Source organism: Chryseobacterium sp. II3a, from assembly GCF_057815135.1.
Window position 1 is genome coordinate 25,314 of sequence record NZ_JBYPZJ010000015.1, and the last position, 21,330, is coordinate 46,643.

Consider the following 21,330-nt stretch of genomic DNA (forward strand, 5'->3'; position numbering starts at 1 on the left):
AACATTTAAGTAATTTTTTAAGTTAAAAGTATACTGTATAAGAAGCGCACATAAGTTTAGAAAATCTCTGATTTTCTTATCCGGCAATATCTGCGAAATTTGCTTGATCTGAGAGAGATTTATAGACATTCACTTTGTTATGAGCATAATCCTTAATAAACTCTGATGGCGTTTTCCCCGTATACTTTTTAAACATCCTGTTGAAATAGGTCACATTATTGAAGCCACAATGATAGCTGCATTCTGAAATAGATTTATCCTGAGCCATCAGAAGACAGGCCTTATTGATTCTATATCGGTTCACAAATTCTGTAAAAGTGATCTGAGTTGCTTTTTTAAAGAAATTACAAAAGGCCGGTAAAGTCAGGTTTGCCAGTTTTGCAACGTCTTCAATATTGATTTCCTTATCATAGTGATGCTCTACATAAGTGAAAATATTTTCAAGGCGGGTTTTGTTCTTTGAAATAATAGTATAAGGCATGATTTCTTTATTCAAAAGGTCATAATCGTTACACTTTGACAGTTCAAAAAGGATTTCCAGCAAGAGTAAATATCTTTTATAGCCTTCCGATTCAAGCATAAGTCTGAGTTTCGGAAGCATAGCTTTTTTTACCTTATGATGAAAATGAATACCATATTTTGAAAGCTCCAGCAAGTTTTTGATGGATCGGGCCTCTACTTCCTGTTGGGGGAATTGGAGAATTTCTTCCTTAAACTGAAGGACTATTTCTTCATGAGGATCAATAGAATTTAATCCAAATCCTGAATGGGGAATGTTGGAACCAATCAGCACAAGATCTCCATGAGTGTAATTGCTTTTATGATAGCCAACGTGACGGGTTCCATTCCCGGAAATAACACAGACCAGCTCAATTTCGGGATGGTAATGGTACTCCCATTTGAACTCTGAAATAGGGGAATTATTATGAATTGTCCGAAAGGAGCTTTTTTCATTGGGAATTACTCTTTCAAAAGTAACTTTCATTTAATTAATCATATTTAATTGCTAAAAATACTAATTATATTAATATTGTTCAAATATTGATTTATTGTGTTAAATTATTGTGAACAAAAATGCTTCTATCTTAGCCACAAAGAAATAACCTGAATGAAAAACTTCAACATCAAGGCGGTTTTATTTTTGAACTATTTTGTTTTCGCAATTCTTCTGAATTCTGTGGGAACAGTGATTTTGCAGGTACAGCAGAACTTTGGTATTTCAAAATCATCTGCGAGTGTATTGGAAGGCTTTAAAGATCTTCCGATTGCCATCTGTTCATTCATTCTTGCTTCTTTTCTTCCCAAAATCGGAATTAAGAGCTCCATGTTGATTGCCTTATTTCTGGTAAGCGGAATGTGTTTTGTGATGCCGTTTACCAATGATTTTTGGGTCTTCAAAGTATTATTTGCCATTGTAGGAGTTTCTTTTGCACTGATTAAAATTTCTGTTTTTACTTCCATCGGTTTGGTGACAGAAACAGATAAAGAGCATTCAAGCTTTATGGGATTTCTGGAAGGTTTTTTTATGATTGGTGTATTGGCAGGAAATGTTTTATTCAGTTTATATATTGACGATCATAATCCGAAATCTACCCATTGGCTGAATGTGTATTGGGTGTTAGGAATACTTTCATCCCTGTCATTTTTATTTTTATTCTTTTCAAAGCTTAATGAAAAAGAGGCGAGAAGTGAGAAAACCGATTTATTAGGTGATCTAAAGAACAGTGTCAGTTTATTCAGCTATAAAAAAGTATTGTTCTTTTTACTCTGCGCATTCCTTTTTGTATTGGTAGAGCAGAGTTTTCAGACATGGACTCCCACATTTTATAAAGAAATTTTAAAAGTTCCAACCTCTATGAGTATTCAGGCAGGAGCCGTTTTGGCAGGAGCTTTTGCGCTGGGAAGATTTTTATCCGGTTTCTTTTCCAGAAAAATCAGCTGGATTTATGTGGTGTCATTCTGTGTGATTGGTTTTGCTGTAAGTTTACTCCTGGTCCTTCCATTGACACATAACATTCATATTGATACAGGTACAAATTGGCTGAATGCGCCGCTTGTAGTGTATTTATTTCCATTAATGGGAGGTTTACTGGCTCCAATTTATCCGAGTATCAACTCGGTGATTTTGGCTTCCATTCCTAAATACTTACACAGCGCAATGTCTGGATTGATCGTTGTTTTTTCAGCTATTGGAGGAACAATAGGCTCTATCATTACAGGTTTTGTGTTTCAGGAATTCAGTGGGCAACAAGCCTTTTATTTATCCCTGATCCCGCTTTCATTGTTGATCATCTCAGCAATTTTCATGAATAAATTAAAAATTAACCCTAAAAAATAACCATGAGTAATCAACTTTATATCAAAGAAATACAGGTGCTTTTTGATGCCGTACAGAAATCGGAAATTTTTGAAGATCAGAAAATGATGACCGATGCCGTTCCTTTATTTCCAATTGCAGAGATCAATGCAAAATATGAAGAGGAAAAAAGTGCCGCAGGTTTTGATCTGAAGAATTTTGTGATGACTCATTTTGATTTTCTGGGGGCTAAAGTTTTTATTCAGAGAGAAGATCATCTTCCTATTGGCCAGCATATAGAAAAGCTTTGGGATGAATTGACCCGCACAGCTTATGAAGAAAAAGGAACACTTTTAAAATTACCAAAACCATATATCGTTCCAGGGGGACGTTTTAATGAGTTTTTTTATTGGGATAGCTATTTTATTATGCTTGGATTACAGGTTTCAGGCAGAGTAGAAATGATGGAGAATATTGTGGAAAATTGTTCTTACCTGATTCAAAATGTCGGCTTTGTTCCTAATGCAAGCAGAACTCATTTTTTAAGCCGTTCACAGCCTCCTTATTTTTCATTGATGCTGGACCTTTTGGTTGAGACCACGAATGACGAAACTATTTATTCAACATATCATGATACTTTAGAGAAAGAGTACGCTTTCTGGATGAGTGGGGAAGAGGAGGTAGAGAATGGTACGGGAATCAAAAGAGTAGTGAAAACTCAGGATGGTGATATCCTGAACAGATATTACGATGCTGAAAACGACCCTCGTCCTGAAAGTTATCTGATTGATATTGAAGATCAGCAGAAGGCTTCAGGTGAAGAATTTTACAGAAATATAAGAAGTGCCTGTGAGTCTGGCTGGGATTTTTCCAGCAGATGGCTGGCAGACGGAGAACATATTCAGACCATTGAAACGTTGAACCTTGCTCAAGTAGATTTAAATTGTCTTTTATGGCACTTGGAAATGACATTGGCAAAATCATCAGCGCTTCAGCATCTGAAAAACAAAGAAAATTATTTTACTGAAAGAGCAGCAAAGCGAAGACATATGATCAATAAATACTTCTGGGATGAAAGCACGAAGATTTACAGAGACTATCATATTAAAAAAAACACAAAAACACCGTCTGAACATATTGCTGCTCTTTACCCTTTATTCCTGGGAATTGCAGATCAGAAGCAGGCAAAAGCTGTGGCTGAAACCATTTCTGAAAAGTTTTTATATCCGGGAGGATTGGTTACTACAACTAAGAAAACAGGCCAGCAGTGGGACTTGCCCAATGCATGGGCTCCTTATCAGTGGCTAGGCTTTAAAGCGATGAAAGATTATGGGTTTAATGAAACGGCAGAGCAGATAAAAAATAACTGGTGTTCGAATGTAGAAAGAGTGTATAAGAACACCGGGAAATTGATGGAAAAATACAATGCATTAGATACGGAAACAATAGCAGGAGGCGGGGAATATCCCAATCAGGATGGATTCGGTTGGACGAACGGAGTGTATTTAAAACTACAACAAAACTGAAACTAACAATAAAAATAAGGCTATGAAAAAAAAATCAATCTTTTTAATCGCCGCAACTGCTGTATTGTATTTCAATAAAGCATATGCACAGGAAACTCCGCAGGATTCTGTGAAGGTTTCCTCTATCGATCAGGTTGTGATTACGGGGAACTCTAATCCCAAGAAAAAAATAGAATCCAGTACCGCTATTTCCACATTCAATGCCAAGGAAATTCAAAAACAGAATCCAATAAGTGCAGCAGCGCTGCTCCAGAGAGTTCCTGGATTTGCTGTAGAAACGTCAGGAGGTGAAGTGGGGAATAACCTTTTTGCAAGAGGTATTCCTTCCGCAGGAGCTTACGAGTTTGTACAGGTTCAGGAAGATGGTCTTCCGGTTTTTGAAGATGGGGCACTCCAATTTGCTAATGCTGATAATTTTTTCCGTGTTGATAATTCAGTGAGCAGGTTAGAAGCCTTAAGAGGAGGTTCAGGATCTATTTATGCCAATAATTCTCCGGGAGGTCTTATCAATTTTATTACGAAAGAAGGAACCAATGATTTTAAAGGTACCGCCAAGCTGGAAACCAGTACTTATGGATTGATCCGTACAGATCTTAACGTAGGAGGAGCTTTAGTAAAAGATAAGCTATTCTTCAATATTGGAGGTTTCTACAGATCAGATGACGGGATCAGAAAAACAGGATTCAAAGCTAATAATGGCGGACAAATAAGAATGAACCTGAAGTATGTCTTTGATAAAGGCTACGTAAAGGTGTATTATAAAAAACTGGATGACAGAAATACATTCTTCCTTCCGATTCCTTTAATGCAGGATGGAGATAAATTAAAGGGATTCAATGGTTTTGATCCTAATTATGGTACTTACAGTTATAGAGCAATCAGCCAGTTAAATATCCCACAGGCCGGAGGTGGTTTCTTCAATAGAAATCTTGAAGATGGAATTCATCCGAAAGTAGATGTATTGGGTGCTGAGTTTAAATATGATTTGGGTGGAAATTTTAGTGTTATCAATAAAACAAGATATACCAATATCAATATGAACTATACAGGGATTTTCCCTGCCGGAGCACCCCAAACTGGAGCTGATTTTGCTACAAAACCAATTGATAAAGGAGGTATGGGGATGACGAATTATCAGTATTCATTGGTAAGCAGTGGAGCTGTAGTTAACCCAGAGTTTGTACAAAAACTTGGGTTCTGGGCGATTGATAAGCAGATGAATAATTTTGTGAATGATTTACAGTTCAACTATAAATTTGACAAAGGAAATGTAACGGCCGGATTTTATAAGTCAAATTGGAAATCCCATCAATACTGGAACTGGAGCAATATTCTGACCACTGCTACAGACAGACCTGAACTGCTAAACCTTGTAGATCCATCTCTTAGCCCAAGCAGTGTTGGATATTCTAAAACCTATAATGGAGTGACGGATATGTCTACTTTGCTTAGGGATTCACAGATCCAGGGAAGTCTTAATGATCTTTATTTAAATGTTGACTATAATGTAACAGATGCATTAAGTTTTAACGGAGGAATCCGTTACAGCCGTGATTATTATAGAGGATATAAAGTAAATACTACTACAGCCAATCTTAATAATTCCGGTTTAACAGTTGATGGAACTCATGGTTTTGATACTACAACAGCAGATGATAACATGAATGTTTTAGGCAATCAGTTCACCTACTGGTATTATGATATCAACAAGGTTTCTTATACATTGGCTTCCAATTATAAGATCAATCGTGAAAATGCGGTATATGCCCGTTTTTCTCACGGTTTCAGATCTCCGAATGAAGAAGCTTACTATAATAATATAGGGAAGCTGGATGCTGTAAAGCCTGTATTGACCAATCAATTGGAAGTGGGCTATAAGTATTATTCCCGTACTTTCGATATTGCAGTGATTCCTTTCTATTCGGCGCTTAAAAATCTTTCGTTTACGGATGTTTATTCAGATGGAACTTCGGAGAATAAATTTGCCAATACTACCAATTTTGGGGTAGAAATTGAATGGTATGCGAGATTATTCAATAATATCTTTGAAGTTACTTTCAACGGAACCATTCAGAATCCGAAATATAAAGATTTTACTGGAAGAAATGCTGATGGAACTACCTTCGATTATAGTGGAAATGTAGTAAGAAGAATTCCTAAATTCTATTTCAATATTTCTCCTGCGGTGAATATCACTAAAGAATGGAGAGCTTATGTAAGTATGAATTATTACGGAAAACGTTTCCAGAATGAAGGAAATACGGATGATAATATTTTACCTTCTTTTACAGAATTCGGAGCAGGAATGTCTTATCAACTAGGGAAAATCCGTTTTGCGGTTGATGGAACCAATATATTCAATACCATCGGAATTACAGAAGGAGATCCAAGATCTCAAACTCCCGCCGGCAATATCAGAATGGCAAGACCTATTATGGGGGCCGCTGCCAGAGCTTCTATCACTTTAGATTTCTAAACTCTATTTCTTTATAACTCGAAACCGCCAGGACCTAGTCCTGACGGTTTTTATTTTTTATTGTTATCGTAGATGTAAGATATCACAAGTATTTTTTTCAGAACGTCAAAGACATGTAAAATGTTTACACACTAAAACTCTCAAACCTAACTCTGTTTATTTAAAAAAAGGATTATACTGTTTCTCAAAACCAATCGATGTAGGATTTCCATGACCGGAGAAAACCTGTGTTTCAGGATCCAAGATAAAAAGTTTAGTTTTAATGCCCTCAATTAATTGCTCGTAATTTCCTTTGTAAAGATCTGTTCTTCCAATACTGCCTTCAAAAAGCACATCGCCGGAGATCATGAACTTCTGATTTTCGTTATGGTAAACAACACTTCCTGGAGAATGTCCCGGAACATGGTAAATTTTGAATTTTTCACCATCCATATCAAGTTCTTCTCCTTCGTTAATGTATTCAATATCTACTTTTACAGGATCTACAGGGAATCCGAATCTCATTCCGCTTGCCTGAAGCATATCAAGAACTTCCTGATCTTCTTTATGCATATTTACTGGGACTTTAAAAGTATCAAATGCCCATTGAAGCCCTAAAACATGATCAATATGTGCATGGGTTAAAAGAATTTTCTGAATGTTAAGCTCTTTTTCTTTGATAAAGCTGTCAATAGCCTTAGTTTCCTGCTCATTCATATTTCCCGGATCTATTAGCCAGGCATTTTTATTTTCATTATAAAGAATATAGGTATTCTCACTCGCGAAGTTGCATACGAAACCTTGAATCTGAAGCATAATCTGAATATTTTTATTCAAAAATACGATATTATTAAGAAAATGGCTATTTTTCGTTATCTTCGTCATAATGAAAACTTTGCGAATACTCTTACTTTCCCTGGGCGGGCTGATGTATGGACAGAATATCCAAAGCATCCAGTTATTTAACCCACAGACGAATGATGAAACGCCGGTCATTAAATTTGGTGAACAACTGGTGTTGAGTTTTGACGATCTTACCAATGGCAGTGAGATCTATAGGTACACGATCAAGCACTATGACAGAAACTGGAACGATGATAATTTGTTTTTCACAGAATTTGCCACCGGTACGATGAATGCACTTTTAGATAAGTTTCAATATTCATTCAATACATTGCAGTCATATACTCATTACAAGCTGACTTTTCCTAATGATAAAATTCAACCGAAAATATCAGGGAATTATGAACTGATCGTTTATAAAGACTCTGCTGATAAACCTCTTTTTAAAAGAAGATTTTATCTGGTGGAGGATATGGCTACTTTAGGAGTAAATGTTTCAAGGATAGCTGACGCCAAAAGACCTGATATCAATCAGAGAGTAGAAGTACAAGCTTTGCCGAAAGGGGGTGATCTTTCTTCCAATGTGAATTCTATGAGCTTAAACGTGATGCAGAACAACAACCCTAATATGACGGTTTCCAACTTGAAGCCAAGTTCTGTTTTGGGGAACCAACTGCTATTCCAACAAATGAATCTTGCTTTTCCGGGAGACAATGAATTTTATTATTTCGATAATAAAAATATGACAACCCCTGCGGATATGGTTCGTGCAGTGGAAGTTAAAGATGATGTTAATCATACATATTTACATCCAGTGTGGGCATTCCCTTTAAATTACCAATATCAACCCGATGTAAATGGTGCCTGGTATTATAGAAGAAATGATCTTGGAAGAGAAAGAGATGCTGAGAGAGAAGCAGATTATTCCTGGGTATATTTTTACCTGGAATCTGATCCGGTAGATAAAGATATTTATATTCTGGGTGGGTTCAATAATTTTAAACCCGGCAAAGAAAATCAGATGCAATATGATGCTGCGACTAAACAATATGTGGCTAAGTTATTCCTAAAACAAGGATTTTATAACTATATTCTTGCTACAAAACAAGGAGATGGGCCTTTAGATTTTGGTGAAGTGAACGGTAACTTCTGGCAGACGGAAAATCTTTATCAGGCATTTCTTTACTTTGCACCTTTCGGCCGTAATTATGATGGACTGATGGGGTATGGTGAATTCAGAACTCCTGTTAGAAAATAAGATTTGAAATTTACTTTAAAAATAAAAGGTTGTCTCAGTACGAGACAACCTTATTTTTTTACTTATAATTTCGGTTTTGAATCATCCTCTTCAAAATAAAACATTATTAGATGAAAAAAAATAATTCACAAAACATTGATTTTTGTGAAATAAATTCATGAAAAATTTTCATAATAATAAAATTATTTTTAAATATTTCTCTTTGTTTTAAAATCATTATTGTGTTTTATTTAATGATTTATATTTTCAATTGAATTTTAAGTAATTTACATGTTGTTTTATTGTGAAAAGTTTATACCTTCGTTTCACACTTAACAAATATTATTTATGAAAACAAAATTTATTTTAGCAGTAAGCGTTGCAGCCTGCTCTTTCGTTTTTGGTCAAAACACTCCATCAAAAGTAATTTCCGGTAAAAATGGATTACATGCAGATTTTTTAAGATTTGATAAAAATGGACCCACTTTTCAGGGGAGTCCTGTCTTATTTGATGAAAGATCTGAAAGACTCTCGCCAGGCCAGGCCCGTAAACTAGGAATTGAGACAGATAAGCTAGGTTTTGAAACTCATCGGTTTCAGCAAACGGTTAATGATATTCCTGTTGAATATGGAGTAATGTCTGTACAGACAAAAGACGGTAAAATTGTGGGGCAGTCCGGAAAATGGGTGCTTAAAATTCCATCAGGAGTGGAAAAAAAATCCAATATATCTGAAAGCATTGCTTTGCAAAGCGCTATGGCTTTTGTAGGGGCAGATCAATATAAATGGCAAAATAAAGAAGAAGAGGAATTTATAAAAAAAGAATCTAAGGATGATAATGCAAGTTTTGCTCCTAAAGGTGAGCTTGTATACTATTCAGATCCAACTGATGAAACGCTTAAAGACCTGAAACTTGCTTATAAATTTGATATTTATGCAGAGAAGCCATTAAGCAGACAATATGTATTTGTAGATGCGAAGAATGGAAAAATTTTGGGAACAGATGCTATTATTCATGAAGTAAATACTCCTGGAACAGCCACTACCGTATACAGCGGAAACAGGAATATTGTGGCAGATTCCTATGGCGGAAGCTACAGATTAAGGGAAACGGGAAGAAATGGTGGAACCGCGGTGGAAACCTATAACCTTAAGAAAACTACTAATTTCTCTTCTGCTGTAGATTTTACAGATACTGATAATGCCTGGAATAACGTAAATGCGAATAAAGATCAATATGCTACCGATGCCCATTGGGGAGCTGAGATGACATTAGACTATTATTTTACAAAATTCGGAAGAAAAAGTATAGACAATAATCACTTTGCTATTAAGTCTTATGTTCATTATGGAAATAATATTTTCAATGCTTACTGGGATGGATCTAGAATGCTTTATGGAGATGGAAGCTCTACAACGAATGGCGGAAAACCTTTAACTGCTATTGATGTTTGTGGTCATGAAATTACCCACGGAATGACTTCTAAAACTGCAAATTTAGTATACCAGAGAGAACCTGGAGCATTGAATGAAGGTTTTTCTGATATTTTTGGGAACACCATAGAACGTTGGGCCAGACCTACTCAGGCAAGCTGGACGCTGGGAGAAGATTTTAGTTATGTGATCCGTGATATGTCAAACCCTAATGCTTACCGTCAGCCAGATACCTATAAAGGAACCTATTGGAAAGATGCAACCACTACAGGTTGTGCAGTTCCAAGCTCCAATACCAACGACAATTGTGGAGTACACACCAATTCAGGAGTGCTTAATTTCTGGTATTACTTATTAGTAACAGGAGGAACAGGAACCAACGATAATGGTTTTGCATATAATGTTTCCGGGATAGGATTGGATAAGGCAGGAGCTATTGCCTACAGAACACTGACTACCTATCTTACTTCTACTTCCACCTATGCCAATACAAGAACCTATTCTTTACAGGCTGCCGCTGACCTATATGGTGCAGGAAGTAATGAGGTAACACAGGTTACCAATGCCTGGAATGCAGTAGGAGTTGGTGGGGGAACTTCTCCTGCAGGACTTATTGCGGCTGCTGTCAATGAGTCTCCATATACCATCAGCCCAAATCCGGCAACCGACAGATTTACAGTAGGGTTTAATGGAAAAGCTGGTAAAGGAACTGTAGAGGTGGTTAATTTAACAGGAAGAAAAGAACTTTCTGAAAAAGTTAATCTTACTGATGGGGCAAATAGATTGGAAATAAAGCTTCCATCCAATATGCTTCCAGGAGTATATATTGTAACCGTGAACGGACAGAAAGCCGGAAACCTTATCAAAAAATAAGTTTTAATATATTTCAAGAAAAGGCCGCAGAAAAATTTCTGCGGCCTTTTTATATATTGTCTCAATCGTCTATACAAAATAAAAATCATTCAGCTTTTCTTCACAAAGTGTTTTTACCACTTCTATCCAGCGATCTTCATCATTCAGGCAGGGAATGTAGTGGAAGTTTTCACCGCCGCCATGCATGAACTGTTCTTTTCCTTCTTCAGAAATCTCTTCAAGGGTTTCAAGACAGTCTGATACAAATGCAGGACAAACCACAGCAAGGTTTTTAACCCCTTTTTTAGGAATGGTTTCCAGAGTCTCATCAGTGTAAGGTTCAATCCATTTATCTTTCCCTAACCTTGATTGGAATGAGATAATTGTTTTTTCTTTGGGAAGTCCCATTTTGGCAATCACTGCCTCCGTAGTTTTGTAACACTGATGTCTGTAGCAATAAGCATTGTGAGTATCTACCTGGCTATTAATACAATTGGCATCATCAATTTTACAGGTCTTCGAAGGATCTGTTTTGTAAAGATGCCTTTCCGGAACTCCATGGTAAGAAAACTGAAGGGCGTCAAAATTTTCAGGAAGCTTTTCCTTGATACTTTCCGCAAGACAGTTGATATAAATATCTCTGTTATAGAAAGGTTGGATATAATTGATCTTTACTTTTGGGAATTTCTTCTTTCTTACTTCTTCTGCTTTTTCAATTACAGTTTCTGTAGTACTCATTGCATATTGAGGGTATAATGGAAAAAGAACAATTTCAGAGATCCCCTGATCTACCAATTTCTGGATTCCGGTTTCAATGCTTGGTTCTGCATATCTCATCCCTATTTCCACAGGTACATCTACCAGATTTTGAAGCTTTTTTTGAATCTTTTCAGTAATGACGATTAATGGTGAACCTTCCTCAGTCCATACCGTTTTATAGGCTTCAGCAGATTTTGCAGGTCTTGTTTTAAGGATAACTCCCTGAACAAGCAGTGCACGAAAGATCCAGCGGTAATCAATTACCCTTTCATCCATTAAAAATTCATCAAGATATTCCTTTACATCATTTACAGCCGTAGATCTTGGTGATCCTAGGTTGACCAGTAAAATTCCTTTTTTATTCAATTTTTTTATTTTAATGATGAAACAGACTTTTCAAAATCCGTTACCAATTCTAATACTTTAACAAAGGTATTGTTTTCAACTGAGCCATCAGACTCAAATTTGCCCTTTATCGCCTTGATTAAAAGCTGATGTTTGTCATCAATGACAGCATCAAGGGTTTTTAAAATTAATAATAATTCTTCATGACCTTTCTCTCCATTGGCAGAACCGATAATAAAAGCAACCGGTTTATCCAGGAAAACATTCGTGGAAACACACCATTCCAATAGGTTTTTTAATCTGCTCGGAATACTGAAAATATATTCCGGAGTAGAAATAATAACTCCTGCTGAATCTTGAATGTAATCTCTGATCTTCATAATTTCCTCAGGCGTGTCAACATCAGTTAATGCTGTATCAAAATGAGGAAGAGCAGAAAGATCATCATACATCTGGAATGTGATATTGGAATTTTTTTCCATTACCTGTTCCATCAGCTTCTGATTATTGGAATTCTTTGTAGCACTTCCAATAATAATGAGGATCTTTTTGGGGAGAGTCATGAAATATTGATTATCCGTTTACGGCTTCCACTCTTTCTACAAGATCAGGAACGAATTGCTTTAAAATATTTTCAATTCCATTCTTTAATGTAGCTGTAGAACTTGGACATCCTGAGCAAGCTCCCTGTAGAAGCATTTTAGCTGTTTTAGTAGATTCATCGTATTCCATAAGAGAAATTTTTCCACCATCATTTTCTACCGCTGGAGCCACATACTCATTTAAGATGTCAGAAATCTTTTGCTCATCATCCGTATAATCTCTGTTGATGATCTTTTCTACAGGATTTTCATGTTTTTGAGGTTCAATGTTGGAAATTTCACCACCATTCTGCAGGTAATCCGCGATAAGAGCACGAACTGTGATCATTACCTCATGCCATTCTACGGAATTATCTCTGGTAACAGCCACAAAATTATCAGAGATGAAAACTTCTTTTGCAAAATCAAATTCATTGAAGATAGCTGCTGCTAAAGGAACTTCTTCTGCCGCTTCTCTTGATTTTACTTCTACAAACCCTTCCATAAGCAGTTTGCTGGAAACAAACTTCATTACATTCGGGTTAGGAGTCATCTCAGAATAGATCTGATACATCTCTTTTTTCTTTTGAAGGTAAATTCTTGGGTTGGCCAATAACTCGTCTTCAATCACATTTTTCAGACTTTCAGCTACATGTTCCCATTCAATAGTGTCCTGTTTTGCAACAGCTACAAAATTAGCTGTAATGAAAATTCTTTCTACAAAAGGATAATTGAAAAGTTCCTGTGCTAAAGGAATTTCTGAAACATCTGAAGTTCTGTCCAACTCCAAAGACCCCGGAATCAAGTTGTAATCTGCAACAAATTTCATCACTTTTGGGTTTTCAGTTGGTTCTATAAGTACGGTACGCATTTTTTCGTTAAATTTGAGATACAAAAATACGCATTAGAAGTTAGAAGCTGGAAACTGAGAGTTAGATTTTTGCTATCGCTGTAATTTAGAACTTATATACATAAAGAGATAGTATATTTTAATTTTCAAATTGGCCTATTTTTAAATTTTCAAATTAATACTTATGGCACTTATAAAAGAACTTTTAGGAAAAATACCACAGATCGGAGAGAATACGTTTTTAGCTGAAACCGCTACCATTATCGGAGATGTTACGATGGGAAAAGACTGCAGTGTTTGGTATAATGCAGTCATCAGAGGAGATGTTCATTATATTAAAATGGGAGATAAGGTAAATGTTCAGGATAACGCAATGTTGCACTGTACCTATCAGAAACACCCGTTGAATATTGGAAATAATGTTTCTATTGGGCATAATGCTATTGTTCATGGATGTACCATTAAAGATAATGTACTGATCGGAATGGGAGCAATTGTAATGGATGACTGCCTGGTTGAAGAAAACTCAATTGTAGGAGCAGGTTCTGTAGTGACTCAGGGAACACATATTAAGTCCGGAGAGGTCTGGGGTGGAGTTCCTGCTAAAAAAATCAAAGATATCAATGCCCAGTTATTGGAAGGGGAAGTAAATAGAATTGCCGACAATTATGTGAAATATTCGTCATGGTATAAGGAGAATGTGAAAGACTATGAGCTTTAACTGATGCGTGATTCAAGGTGCTGAATACGTGATTTCGGACTCAAGGTCTTTAGGGAATTACTGGTTAATCTCAAACTTCAAATCTCAAATTTTCAAATATAACAAAAGCTCTGTCTTCCGACGGAGCTTTGTATATCAAGTCTTAGTATTGATTTGATATAGAACCTTTGCTTTATTTTTTATTTTGATTCTGGTGTAATCAGTCTTGCCTCTCCTTTGATGCATTTAACATATGCTGGAGGAGCAATGACCGTACAGTCAGAAGTAATATTATATTTTTCGTTAAAAATCCTTACTTTGTCGGTATATTCATTGATTCTTGGCAGAATTGAAGATTCAATTTTTTTAGAATAAGCAATGTATTGCTGAGGGCCGCCACAAGATTTTACTCCCATAGGCGCAAATGTCCATCCACTGCCATCCGTACAATTTTCCCCTTTGGCTTCAGCTTCAATGGATGCTTTTAATTTATCCAGCTGTGCCTGATCATACTTTTGGCTTTCATCATCAGCAGGTCGGTTGGCAATATCAATAGGAAGATTGGTATCAAGATTTTTTGTTGAATTACAGGAAACCAGCGTTAAAGTAGTACATAATACTATTACAGGGATATAGAGTAAAAATTTTTTCACAATAAACTTTTTCTTTTTAAGAATTTTCAAAACTTATGCCAAGGTAAGAAAATCAAATTCATTTCCGTATTTTTGACAACGATGAACAATCATTTTTTTGACTTAATAGAGTACACCAACAGAAGTGTTTTCCTGACAGGGAAAGCTGGAACGGGAAAAACAACATTTCTTAACGATTTTGTAAGAAGAACAAAGAAAAAGCATGTAGTGATTGCTCCTACGGGAATTGCAGCAATTAATGCGGGTGGAGTAACCATCCATTCCATGTTCGGATTGCCTCTGAGAACTTTTCTGCCTACGACGGAAAGGATAGATACCAGTTTGGCTAATAATATTGCCGACCTGATGCCACATTTCAAATATCGTAAAGATAAGCTCAAGCTTCTAAGAGAGGTTGAGATCATTATTATTGATGAGGTTTCCATGTTGAGAGCGGATGTTCTGGATATGATGGATTTTTCTTTACGGTTTATCAGACGAAATAATCAAAGGTTTGGTGGAGTACAGATGCTGTTTATTGGAGATTTGTTTCAGCTTCCGCCAGTAGTGAGAGATGAGCATATCCTTAAAATGTATTATGATTCTCCATTCTTTTTTGACAGCCATGCCATCAAAGACATTCCGATTGTTACCATTGAGCTTACGAAAGTGTATAGACAATCTGATACTGAGTTTTTGGAAATATTAAATGCAATCCGTGATGGTGATGTAGCAAATATCGATTTCGATCATTTGAACAAAAGATATGATCCCGATTTTGATATGGGTAAAGAATCTTACGTTTACCTGTGTTCCCACAATAAGATGGCAGATGAGATCAATCAGGAAAAGCTTAAAGAAATAAAAGTGGATGCCAAAACCTATGAAGCAAAGCTGGTTGGGGATTTTAAAGAAAATCAATTTCCGAATGACCAGTTTTTGGAACTGAAAATAGGAGCTCAGATTATGTTCATCAGAAATGATATTTCCGGAGAAAAGAAATATTTCAATGGAAAGCTTGGTGAAATCATTGGGTTGGATGAAGATGAAATTCGTGTTGTTCTGGATGAAAGCGAAAAAGAAATTACTGTAAAAAAAGAAACCTGGGAGCAGAAAAAATATTTCCTGGATACGGATAAAACCATCAAAGAAGAAGTATTGGGAAGTTTTGAACAATTTCCGATTAAATTAGCATGGGCTGTTACCATCCATAAAAGCCAGGGACTTACTTTTGATAAGGTCATTATTGATGCAGGGAAAAGCTTTACAGCTGGCCAGGTATATGTGGCTTTATCACGTTGTAGAACGTTGGAAGGGATTGTTTTGAAATCAAAAATTACTCCTGAAGTTATTTTTAAAGATAACAGAATCCTGAGTTTCCATAGCAATACGGTGGCTAACGATCATGTAGAAGCTATTCTGAATCAGGAAAAATATGATTACAGCATCAGAAAAGTACTTCGTACTGTTGATTGCATGTGGTTTTTAAATGAAGTGGAGGAGTGGAACAAACTTTCTTCTGCGACTAAAAATATAGACCGTGTTAAAGCCAATCAGCTTTACCTTCAGCTGAAACACGAAGCTTCCAATCTTGGGAAAATCTTTGAAAAACTGGAACGTATTATCTTCCAGAAAGTAAATAATTTCATTGAGCAGAAAGAACAATGGTCAGAAATTGAAAGCAAATCAAAAGGGGCTGTTAATTTCTTCTTTACTGAAACCAGAAATAAAATTTTTGATCCGTTGAAAGAGTTTTATGCTGAAATTAAAGGTGCAAAAGGGCTGAAGCAGTACAATGAAGAAGTAAAAAGCTGGCTGGAAGATATTGAAGAATACCTCAACAGTTTAAAAGATATTCACCTTCTGGAAGTAAGGCTTCTGGATGAAAAGAATGATAAGGAAGTCAGTATGAAAATTGCTAAAGTTCCTTCACAGGTTCTTACTTTCCAACTTTTTGAACAAGGAAAGACTATTGGTGAAATTGCATTGGAAAGAGGATTGGTTAAAGAAACCGTGATCGGGCACCTGGCGAAATTTGCAGAACAAGGGTTGTTGGATATTTCCAGAGTCATTACCTCAGATAAAATCAAAGCTTTTGAAGATGAGTTTTATAAAAATCCGCACGAGACTTTAACAGAGTGGAAAAATGCTCTGCCAAGTCATTTTGAATTTAATGAAATCAGAATCTTAATCAATCACTACAACTATAAAAAAGAAAAGAATTCCTAGGGAATTCTTTTCTTGCTTTTGAATTATATTAATAGGAGTCTGATGTATCAATTAAGGATACATCGCATTAGTAGTATTGATATTTCCGGTGGTAAATACTGTTCTATTGTAAGTGAAAGTAATATTATTAGCTCTCTTAATAGTAGGTTGTCCATTTTTAGAATAGGAATTTGGCCAGTATGTCATTATATGTGATCTCCTGACCGTCCAAGTGACCTGTTTTAAGGTTGGCAGCATTCACTGCTGTAGCTTGGGTTTCGGTTGTATTACTTTTACTACAAGAAGATGCAATTGCAGCCACCACAAGGCTCATGATGAAAGTTTTTTTGTGAATACTTTCTGAGAAAATAAGTCATTAATTTTTTCCAAAAGTTTATAATTAAAATCATTTAAATAAAAATTCAATTCCAATAGTTTTTCCCTGAACTCATCAATAGATCCTATTAATTACAAAAAGTAACTAATGCAGCTCAGATGTCTTACATTTGTATGGCTTTTAATACCACTTAGAAAAAGGAGATTTTATATCACCTTAAAAATAACATCTCAATATGAAAAATTTTGAAATTTCTGTTTTAGACCTTGCACCGGTAAAGCAAGGAAAAAGCATTCATGATACTTTTCAGGACAGTTTGTCCTTAGCCAATCACGCAGAAAGTTTAGGCTATAAAAGATTCTGGCTGGCGGAACATCACAATATGGAAAGCATTGCCAGTTCAGCAACCTCTGTTTTAATTGGTTTTATTGCCAATGGAACAAAAAAAATCAGAGTAGGATCAGGTGGAATTATGTTGCCTAATCACAGCTCATTAATCATTGCAGAACAATTCGGAACATTGGAATCCCTATTCCCGGGTAGAATAGATCTTGGACTGGGAAGAGCTCCCGGAACAGACGGATTAACTGCTCAGGCTTTAGGAAGAAATCCTGCCATTATCAATGAGCAGTTTCCAAGACAGATTTTAGAGCTTCAAAGGTATTTTTCTAAGGACAATGCAGACGCAATGGTTCGGGCTATTCCGGGAGAAGGATTAGATATTCCACTATATATTTTAGGATCCAGTACAGACAGCGCATGGCTGGCGGCAGAACTTGGATTGCCATATGCTTTTGCTGGACATTTTGCTCCCGAACAAATGGAAATGGCTTTTAAAATTTATAGGGAACATTTTCAGCCTTCACAATATTCAGATAAACCTTATATCATTGCCTGTGTAAATGGAGTTGCTGCAGAAACTTCGGAAGAAGCTCATAAAATGTCAACCACTTTGTTTCAGGCATTCATCAATATTGTAAGAAATGATAGAAAACCTTTTGCTCCGCCTGTAGATGATATGGATGAAATCTGGTCACCAATGGAAAAATCTATGGTTTTACAGAAGCTCAGATATACTTTTATCGGAGACCAAAGTGAAATCCAGGCAAAACTTAAAGATTTCCAGGAAAGATTCAATGTAGATGAACTGATGATTAATTCACATATTTACGATCATCAGAAAAGATTAAGATCTTACGAGATTATTAGAGAAGCGGTGAACTCTTTATCCAAAGCGTAATAAACCCCTCATATAAATTGGCAGATGCTTATTTTTATGAGTATCTTTGCACACAAATAAAAAGTAAAAATGTCTGATATTAAATTAAATACTATTCCGGAGGCTATTGAAGACCTTAGAAATGGGAAAATAATCATAGTAGTAGATGATGAAGACAGAGAAAATGAAGGAGATTTTCTTTGCGCAGCAGAACTCACAACACCAGAAATTATCAATTTTATGGCACTTCACGGAAGAGGGCTTATCTGTATGCCGCTTCCTGAAAAAAGATGTGATGAACTTGGACTAGAAGTAATGGTAAGCAGAAGCAGCGATCCTAAAGAAACAGCCTTTACCGTGTCAGTTGACCTCCTTGGAAACGGCACTTCTACCGGGATTTCTGCAGGAGATAGAGCAAAAACGATTTTAGCTTTGATGGATGAAAAATCCAAGCCTACAGACTTCATGAGACCCGGGCACATTTTCCCGCTTCGTGCAAGAAAAGGAGGAGTATTGAAAAGAGCAGGACATACTGAAGCTGCTATTGATCTTACCCATTTAGCAGGGTTGAAAGAAGGTGGTGTCATCTGTGAAATTATGAACGAAGACGGAACGATGTCCCGTTTACCTGAACTTCATGCATTTGCTCAGAAACATGATATGAAGATTGTTTCTATTGAAGACTTGATTCACTATCAGCTTAAAAAAGGAAATCTTGTAGAAAGGCTGGAAGAGAAAAAAGTAAAAACACATTACGGTGATTTTGACTTCTATGCATTCAGAGAGACTTCTAATGATCAGATCCACTTTGCATTGACAAAAGGTGCATGGACAGTAGATGAGCCGGTTTTGGTAAGAGTACAGTCTTCAGATTCTTATTTTGATGTATTAACAAGATTAAACAACGGTGAAAAACCTTTATTGGAGAAAGTAACCAATATGGTGAACGAAGCTGGAAAAGGAGCCATTATTTTCATTAATAACGTTTCCAATTCTGAAAATACATTAAGAAAACTTCAGCAGTTCCTAAATTATCAGGACGGGCAGGAGCAGCATCCTACTTTAGCATACAACTACAGAGATTATGGTATTGGAACGCAGATCTTAAAGAATTTAGGAATTAATAAGTTTAAAGTAATCACTCAAAACCCTAATATCAAACCTCAGGTTGGAGGATATGATGTAGAAGTTACTGAGCTGGTACAGTTATAAAAAGAGAAGATCGATAGTGAATTTGTTTCACTTTAAATGATTTTTTACCATATAAAATAAAAGGTTTAGGATTTTTCTAAACCTTTTTTTATTTTTAGACCATGACCGAGTCTTTAGAAAAACATATCCGGGAATATGTTGATATTTCAGATGAAAAACTGGAAAAGTATTGCAGTGCCTTTACCCATCGGAAAATAAAGAAGAAAGAATTTTTATTGACGGAAGGCAGTATCTGCGATTTTGAAGGATTTGTAGTGAAAGGATGTTTTAAGGTTTTTCATACGGACAGAAATGCTGCGGAACAAATATTATATTTTGCTATTGAAAACTGGTGGATCTCCGATATAGATAGTTTTATCAATAGAATTCCGTCCAAACTTACCATTCAGGCGCTCGAAGACAGTGAAATTCTTTTGATTTCAAAAAAGGATAAAGAAAAACTATATGTGGAAATGCCGGAGGTGGAAAGACTAATGAGACTCAAATTTCAGAGCTCAATTATTGCTTTACAGCGTAGAATTATTGATAATTTAAGTAAATCTTCAGAAGAGCGCTATATTGAGTTTTTAAAGAAATATCCCGAAACAGTTCATCGTCTTACCAATATTCAGATTGCAGCTTATCTGGGGGTGACCCCTGAATCTCTGAGCAGGCTTCGCAAAAAGATTGTAGGAAAAGCATAAAAAAATCATCTGATTTTTATCTTAACTATCTATAATAACTTCAATATTCTTGATGATTTTAAAAAGTAAAAGTCACAGCAAAATATCTGCTGTGACTTTTTTATGGTTAAAATTCAATTATATAAATTACAATAATGTTATTTCATCAAAGTTTCTGAAGCCATTCAAAAAGTCTTTTACCGTCATTCGTTTCTTTCCTTCTAATTGAAGTTCCTGTGGAAAATAAGCTCCGTCCTGAGTATAGATTTTGAATCCATTTTTTGAAATATCCAATGTTCCGGCAGGTTTATCATGATTGGAAATTTCAAATTTTCCGCCAAATATTTTTAATCCTTTTTCCTCTTCACCAATTTTCAACGTTGTGAAGGCAGCCGGATACGGAGACATTCCAAGGATAAATTGATGTACCGTTTTTGATGCGGCGGTCCAATTGATTCGGGTATCTTCCTTAAATATTTTATAAGCATTTTTAGGGTGTTCTACTTCAGGTTGTGGCTTTTCTTCAATAGTATTGTCTGCTAATCCATCCAGTGTTTTTACTACTAATTTTGAACCCATTTCCATTAGTCTGTCATGAAGATGACCTGCATTTTCATCAGGTAAAACTTCAATTTCTTCCTGAAGGAGAATATTTCCTTCATCAATTTTTTCATTAATGAAGAAAGTGGTTGCTCCTGTTTTCTCCTCACCATTGATGACGGCATAGTTAATAGGTGCAGCTCCTCTGTAATCTGGAAGAAGAGAAGCATGAAGATTGAAAGTTCCCATTGTAGGCATTTCAAAAAGAACCTTAGGCATCATTCTGAATGCTACCACCACAAAAACATCAGCATCAAGCTGTCTAAGTTCCTCTAAGAATTCAGGATTTCTCAATTTTTCAGGTTGAAAAACAGGAATATTATTTTCTGAAGCATATACTTTTACTGGTGACTGGTTGATTTTCTGACCACGCCCGCTTGCTTTATCTGCTACGGTTACTACACCTACCACCTGATGATGAGATTGATGAATAGCCTCCAAAGAAGTTTTTGCAAACTCAGGAGTACCTAAAAAAACGACTTTCAATGATTTCATACTGCAAAGATAAGGTTTTGTAGATGATATGCGAAGTTGGATGGTCTTGATTCGGAGGAAATTCAGACAATTTAAAGCTCAATGTTT

General features: G+C 36.0%; 18 protein-coding genes. 10 read left to right on the top strand and 8 right to left on the bottom strand.

The window, feature by feature from the left end; genetic code table 11:
• Positions 1-76: 76 nt before the first annotated feature.
• A complete protein-coding gene (locus AC3HD6_RS22810; protein ID WP_488898410.1) occupies positions 77-985 on the bottom strand; it encodes an AraC family transcriptional regulator in 909 nt (302 codons plus the stop codon).
• Positions 986-1,108: 123 nt separating this feature from the next.
• Here AC3HD6_RS22810 and AC3HD6_RS22815 point away from each other — a divergent pair, with 123 nt between their 5' ends.
• The 3 genes from AC3HD6_RS22815 to AC3HD6_RS22825 are packed head-to-tail and all read left to right on the top strand — an operon-like array spanning position 1,109 to position 6,298.
• Positions 1,109-2,338 (top strand): MFS transporter, encoded by a 1,230-nt coding sequence (locus tag AC3HD6_RS22815; RefSeq protein WP_488898411.1) that lies wholly within the window; start codon positions 1,109-1,111, stop codon positions 2,336-2,338.
• Positions 2,339-2,340: 2 nt separating this feature from the next.
• Positions 2,341-3,822 carry a trehalase family glycosidase gene (locus AC3HD6_RS22820; RefSeq protein WP_488898412.1) on the top strand — a complete coding sequence of 494 codons (1,482 nt, stop codon included), beginning with the start codon at positions 2,341-2,343 and terminating at the stop codon, positions 3,820-3,822.
• 22 nt (positions 3,823-3,844) lie between these two features.
• The gene (locus AC3HD6_RS22825; RefSeq protein ID WP_488898413.1) at positions 3,845-6,298 is read left to right on the top strand and encodes a TonB-dependent receptor; all 2,454 of its coding nucleotides are present in this window, start codon (positions 3,845-3,847) and stop codon (positions 6,296-6,298) included.
• 156 nt (positions 6,299-6,454) lie between these two features.
• Here AC3HD6_RS22825 and AC3HD6_RS22830 read toward each other — a convergent pair whose 3' ends face one another.
• The gene (locus AC3HD6_RS22830; protein ID WP_488898442.1) at positions 6,455-7,093 is read right to left on the bottom strand and encodes an MBL fold metallo-hydrolase; all 639 of its coding nucleotides are present in this window, start codon (positions 7,091-7,093) and stop codon (positions 6,455-6,457) included.
• Between the two features lie 70 nt (positions 7,094-7,163).
• Here AC3HD6_RS22830 and AC3HD6_RS22835 point away from each other — a divergent pair, with 70 nt between their 5' ends.
• Together AC3HD6_RS22835 and AC3HD6_RS22840 are read left to right on the top strand one after the other, a co-directional pair.
• Positions 7,164-8,378, top strand: a complete 1,215-nt coding sequence (locus tag AC3HD6_RS22835; RefSeq protein ID WP_068944574.1) for a type IX secretion system plug protein — start codon at positions 7,164-7,166, stop codon at positions 8,376-8,378.
• A 327-nt stretch (positions 8,379-8,705) separates the two neighbouring features.
• Positions 8,706-10,664: a M4 family metallopeptidase gene (locus tag AC3HD6_RS22840; protein ID WP_488898414.1), complete on the top strand. Its 1,959-nt coding sequence runs from the start codon at positions 8,706-8,708 to the stop codon at positions 10,662-10,664.
• 69 nt (positions 10,665-10,733) lie between these two features.
• Here AC3HD6_RS22840 and hemH read toward each other — a convergent pair whose 3' ends face one another.
• Genes hemH through AC3HD6_RS22855 form a run of 3 tightly spaced genes read right to left on the bottom strand, consistent with a single transcriptional unit; the run spans position 10,734 to position 13,199 of the window.
• Positions 10,734-11,768, bottom strand: coding sequence for a ferrochelatase (hemH, locus tag AC3HD6_RS22845; RefSeq protein ID WP_488898415.1), 1,035 nt, complete (start codon positions 11,766-11,768; stop codon positions 10,734-10,736).
• Between the two features lie 5 nt (positions 11,769-11,773).
• Positions 11,774-12,310: an NADPH-dependent FMN reductase gene (locus AC3HD6_RS22850; RefSeq protein ID WP_488898416.1), complete on the bottom strand. Its 537-nt coding sequence runs from the start codon at positions 12,308-12,310 to the stop codon at positions 11,774-11,776.
• A 10-nt stretch (positions 12,311-12,320) separates the two neighbouring features.
• A complete protein-coding gene (locus tag AC3HD6_RS22855) occupies positions 12,321-13,199 on the bottom strand; it encodes a NifU family protein (RefSeq protein ID WP_068944570.1) in 879 nt (292 codons plus the stop codon).
• Positions 13,200-13,362: 163 nt separating this feature from the next.
• On the opposite strand from AC3HD6_RS22855, the gene AC3HD6_RS22860 reads away from it, so the two are divergent.
• Complete coding sequence (locus AC3HD6_RS22860) at positions 13,363-13,899, top strand: gamma carbonic anhydrase family protein (RefSeq protein WP_065395062.1); 537 nt, start codon at positions 13,363-13,365, stop codon at positions 13,897-13,899.
• Between the two features lie 179 nt (positions 13,900-14,078).
• Here AC3HD6_RS22860 and AC3HD6_RS22865 read toward each other — a convergent pair whose 3' ends face one another.
• A complete protein-coding gene (locus AC3HD6_RS22865; RefSeq protein ID WP_488898417.1) occupies positions 14,079-14,531 on the bottom strand; it encodes a hypothetical protein in 453 nt (150 codons plus the stop codon).
• 81 nt (positions 14,532-14,612) lie between these two features.
• On the opposite strand from AC3HD6_RS22865, the gene AC3HD6_RS22870 reads away from it, so the two are divergent.
• Complete coding sequence (locus AC3HD6_RS22870; RefSeq protein ID WP_488898418.1) at positions 14,613-16,739, top strand: helix-turn-helix domain-containing protein; 2,127 nt, start codon at positions 14,613-14,615, stop codon at positions 16,737-16,739.
• Positions 16,740-16,896: 157 nt separating this feature from the next.
• Here AC3HD6_RS22870 and AC3HD6_RS22875 read toward each other — a convergent pair whose 3' ends face one another.
• Positions 16,897-17,052 carry a hypothetical protein gene (locus tag AC3HD6_RS22875; protein WP_488898419.1) on the bottom strand — a complete coding sequence of 52 codons (156 nt, stop codon included), beginning with the start codon at positions 17,050-17,052 and terminating at the stop codon, positions 16,897-16,899.
• A gap of 238 nt (positions 17,053-17,290) precedes the next feature.
• Between AC3HD6_RS22875 and AC3HD6_RS22880 the strand changes: the two genes are divergently transcribed.
• The 3 genes from AC3HD6_RS22880 to AC3HD6_RS22890 all read left to right on the top strand — a co-directional run bounded on the left by AC3HD6_RS22880 (position 17,291) and on the right by AC3HD6_RS22890 (position 20,169).
• Positions 17,291-18,295: an LLM class flavin-dependent oxidoreductase gene (locus AC3HD6_RS22880; protein WP_488898420.1), complete on the top strand. Its 1,005-nt coding sequence runs from the start codon at positions 17,291-17,293 to the stop codon at positions 18,293-18,295.
• A gap of 69 nt (positions 18,296-18,364) precedes the next feature.
• Positions 18,365-19,486, top strand: coding sequence for a 3,4-dihydroxy-2-butanone-4-phosphate synthase (gene ribB / locus AC3HD6_RS22885; RefSeq protein ID WP_068944565.1), 1,122 nt, complete (start codon positions 18,365-18,367; stop codon positions 19,484-19,486).
• 101 nt (positions 19,487-19,587) lie between these two features.
• Positions 19,588-20,169 (top strand): Crp/Fnr family transcriptional regulator, encoded by a 582-nt coding sequence (locus tag AC3HD6_RS22890; RefSeq protein WP_488898421.1) that lies wholly within the window; start codon positions 19,588-19,590, stop codon positions 20,167-20,169.
• 126 nt (positions 20,170-20,295) lie between these two features.
• Here AC3HD6_RS22890 and fmt read toward each other — a convergent pair whose 3' ends face one another.
• Positions 20,296-21,243, bottom strand: a complete 948-nt coding sequence (gene fmt, locus AC3HD6_RS22895; protein WP_488898422.1) for a methionyl-tRNA formyltransferase — start codon at positions 21,241-21,243, stop codon at positions 20,296-20,298.
• Positions 21,244-21,330 lie beyond the last annotated feature (87 nt).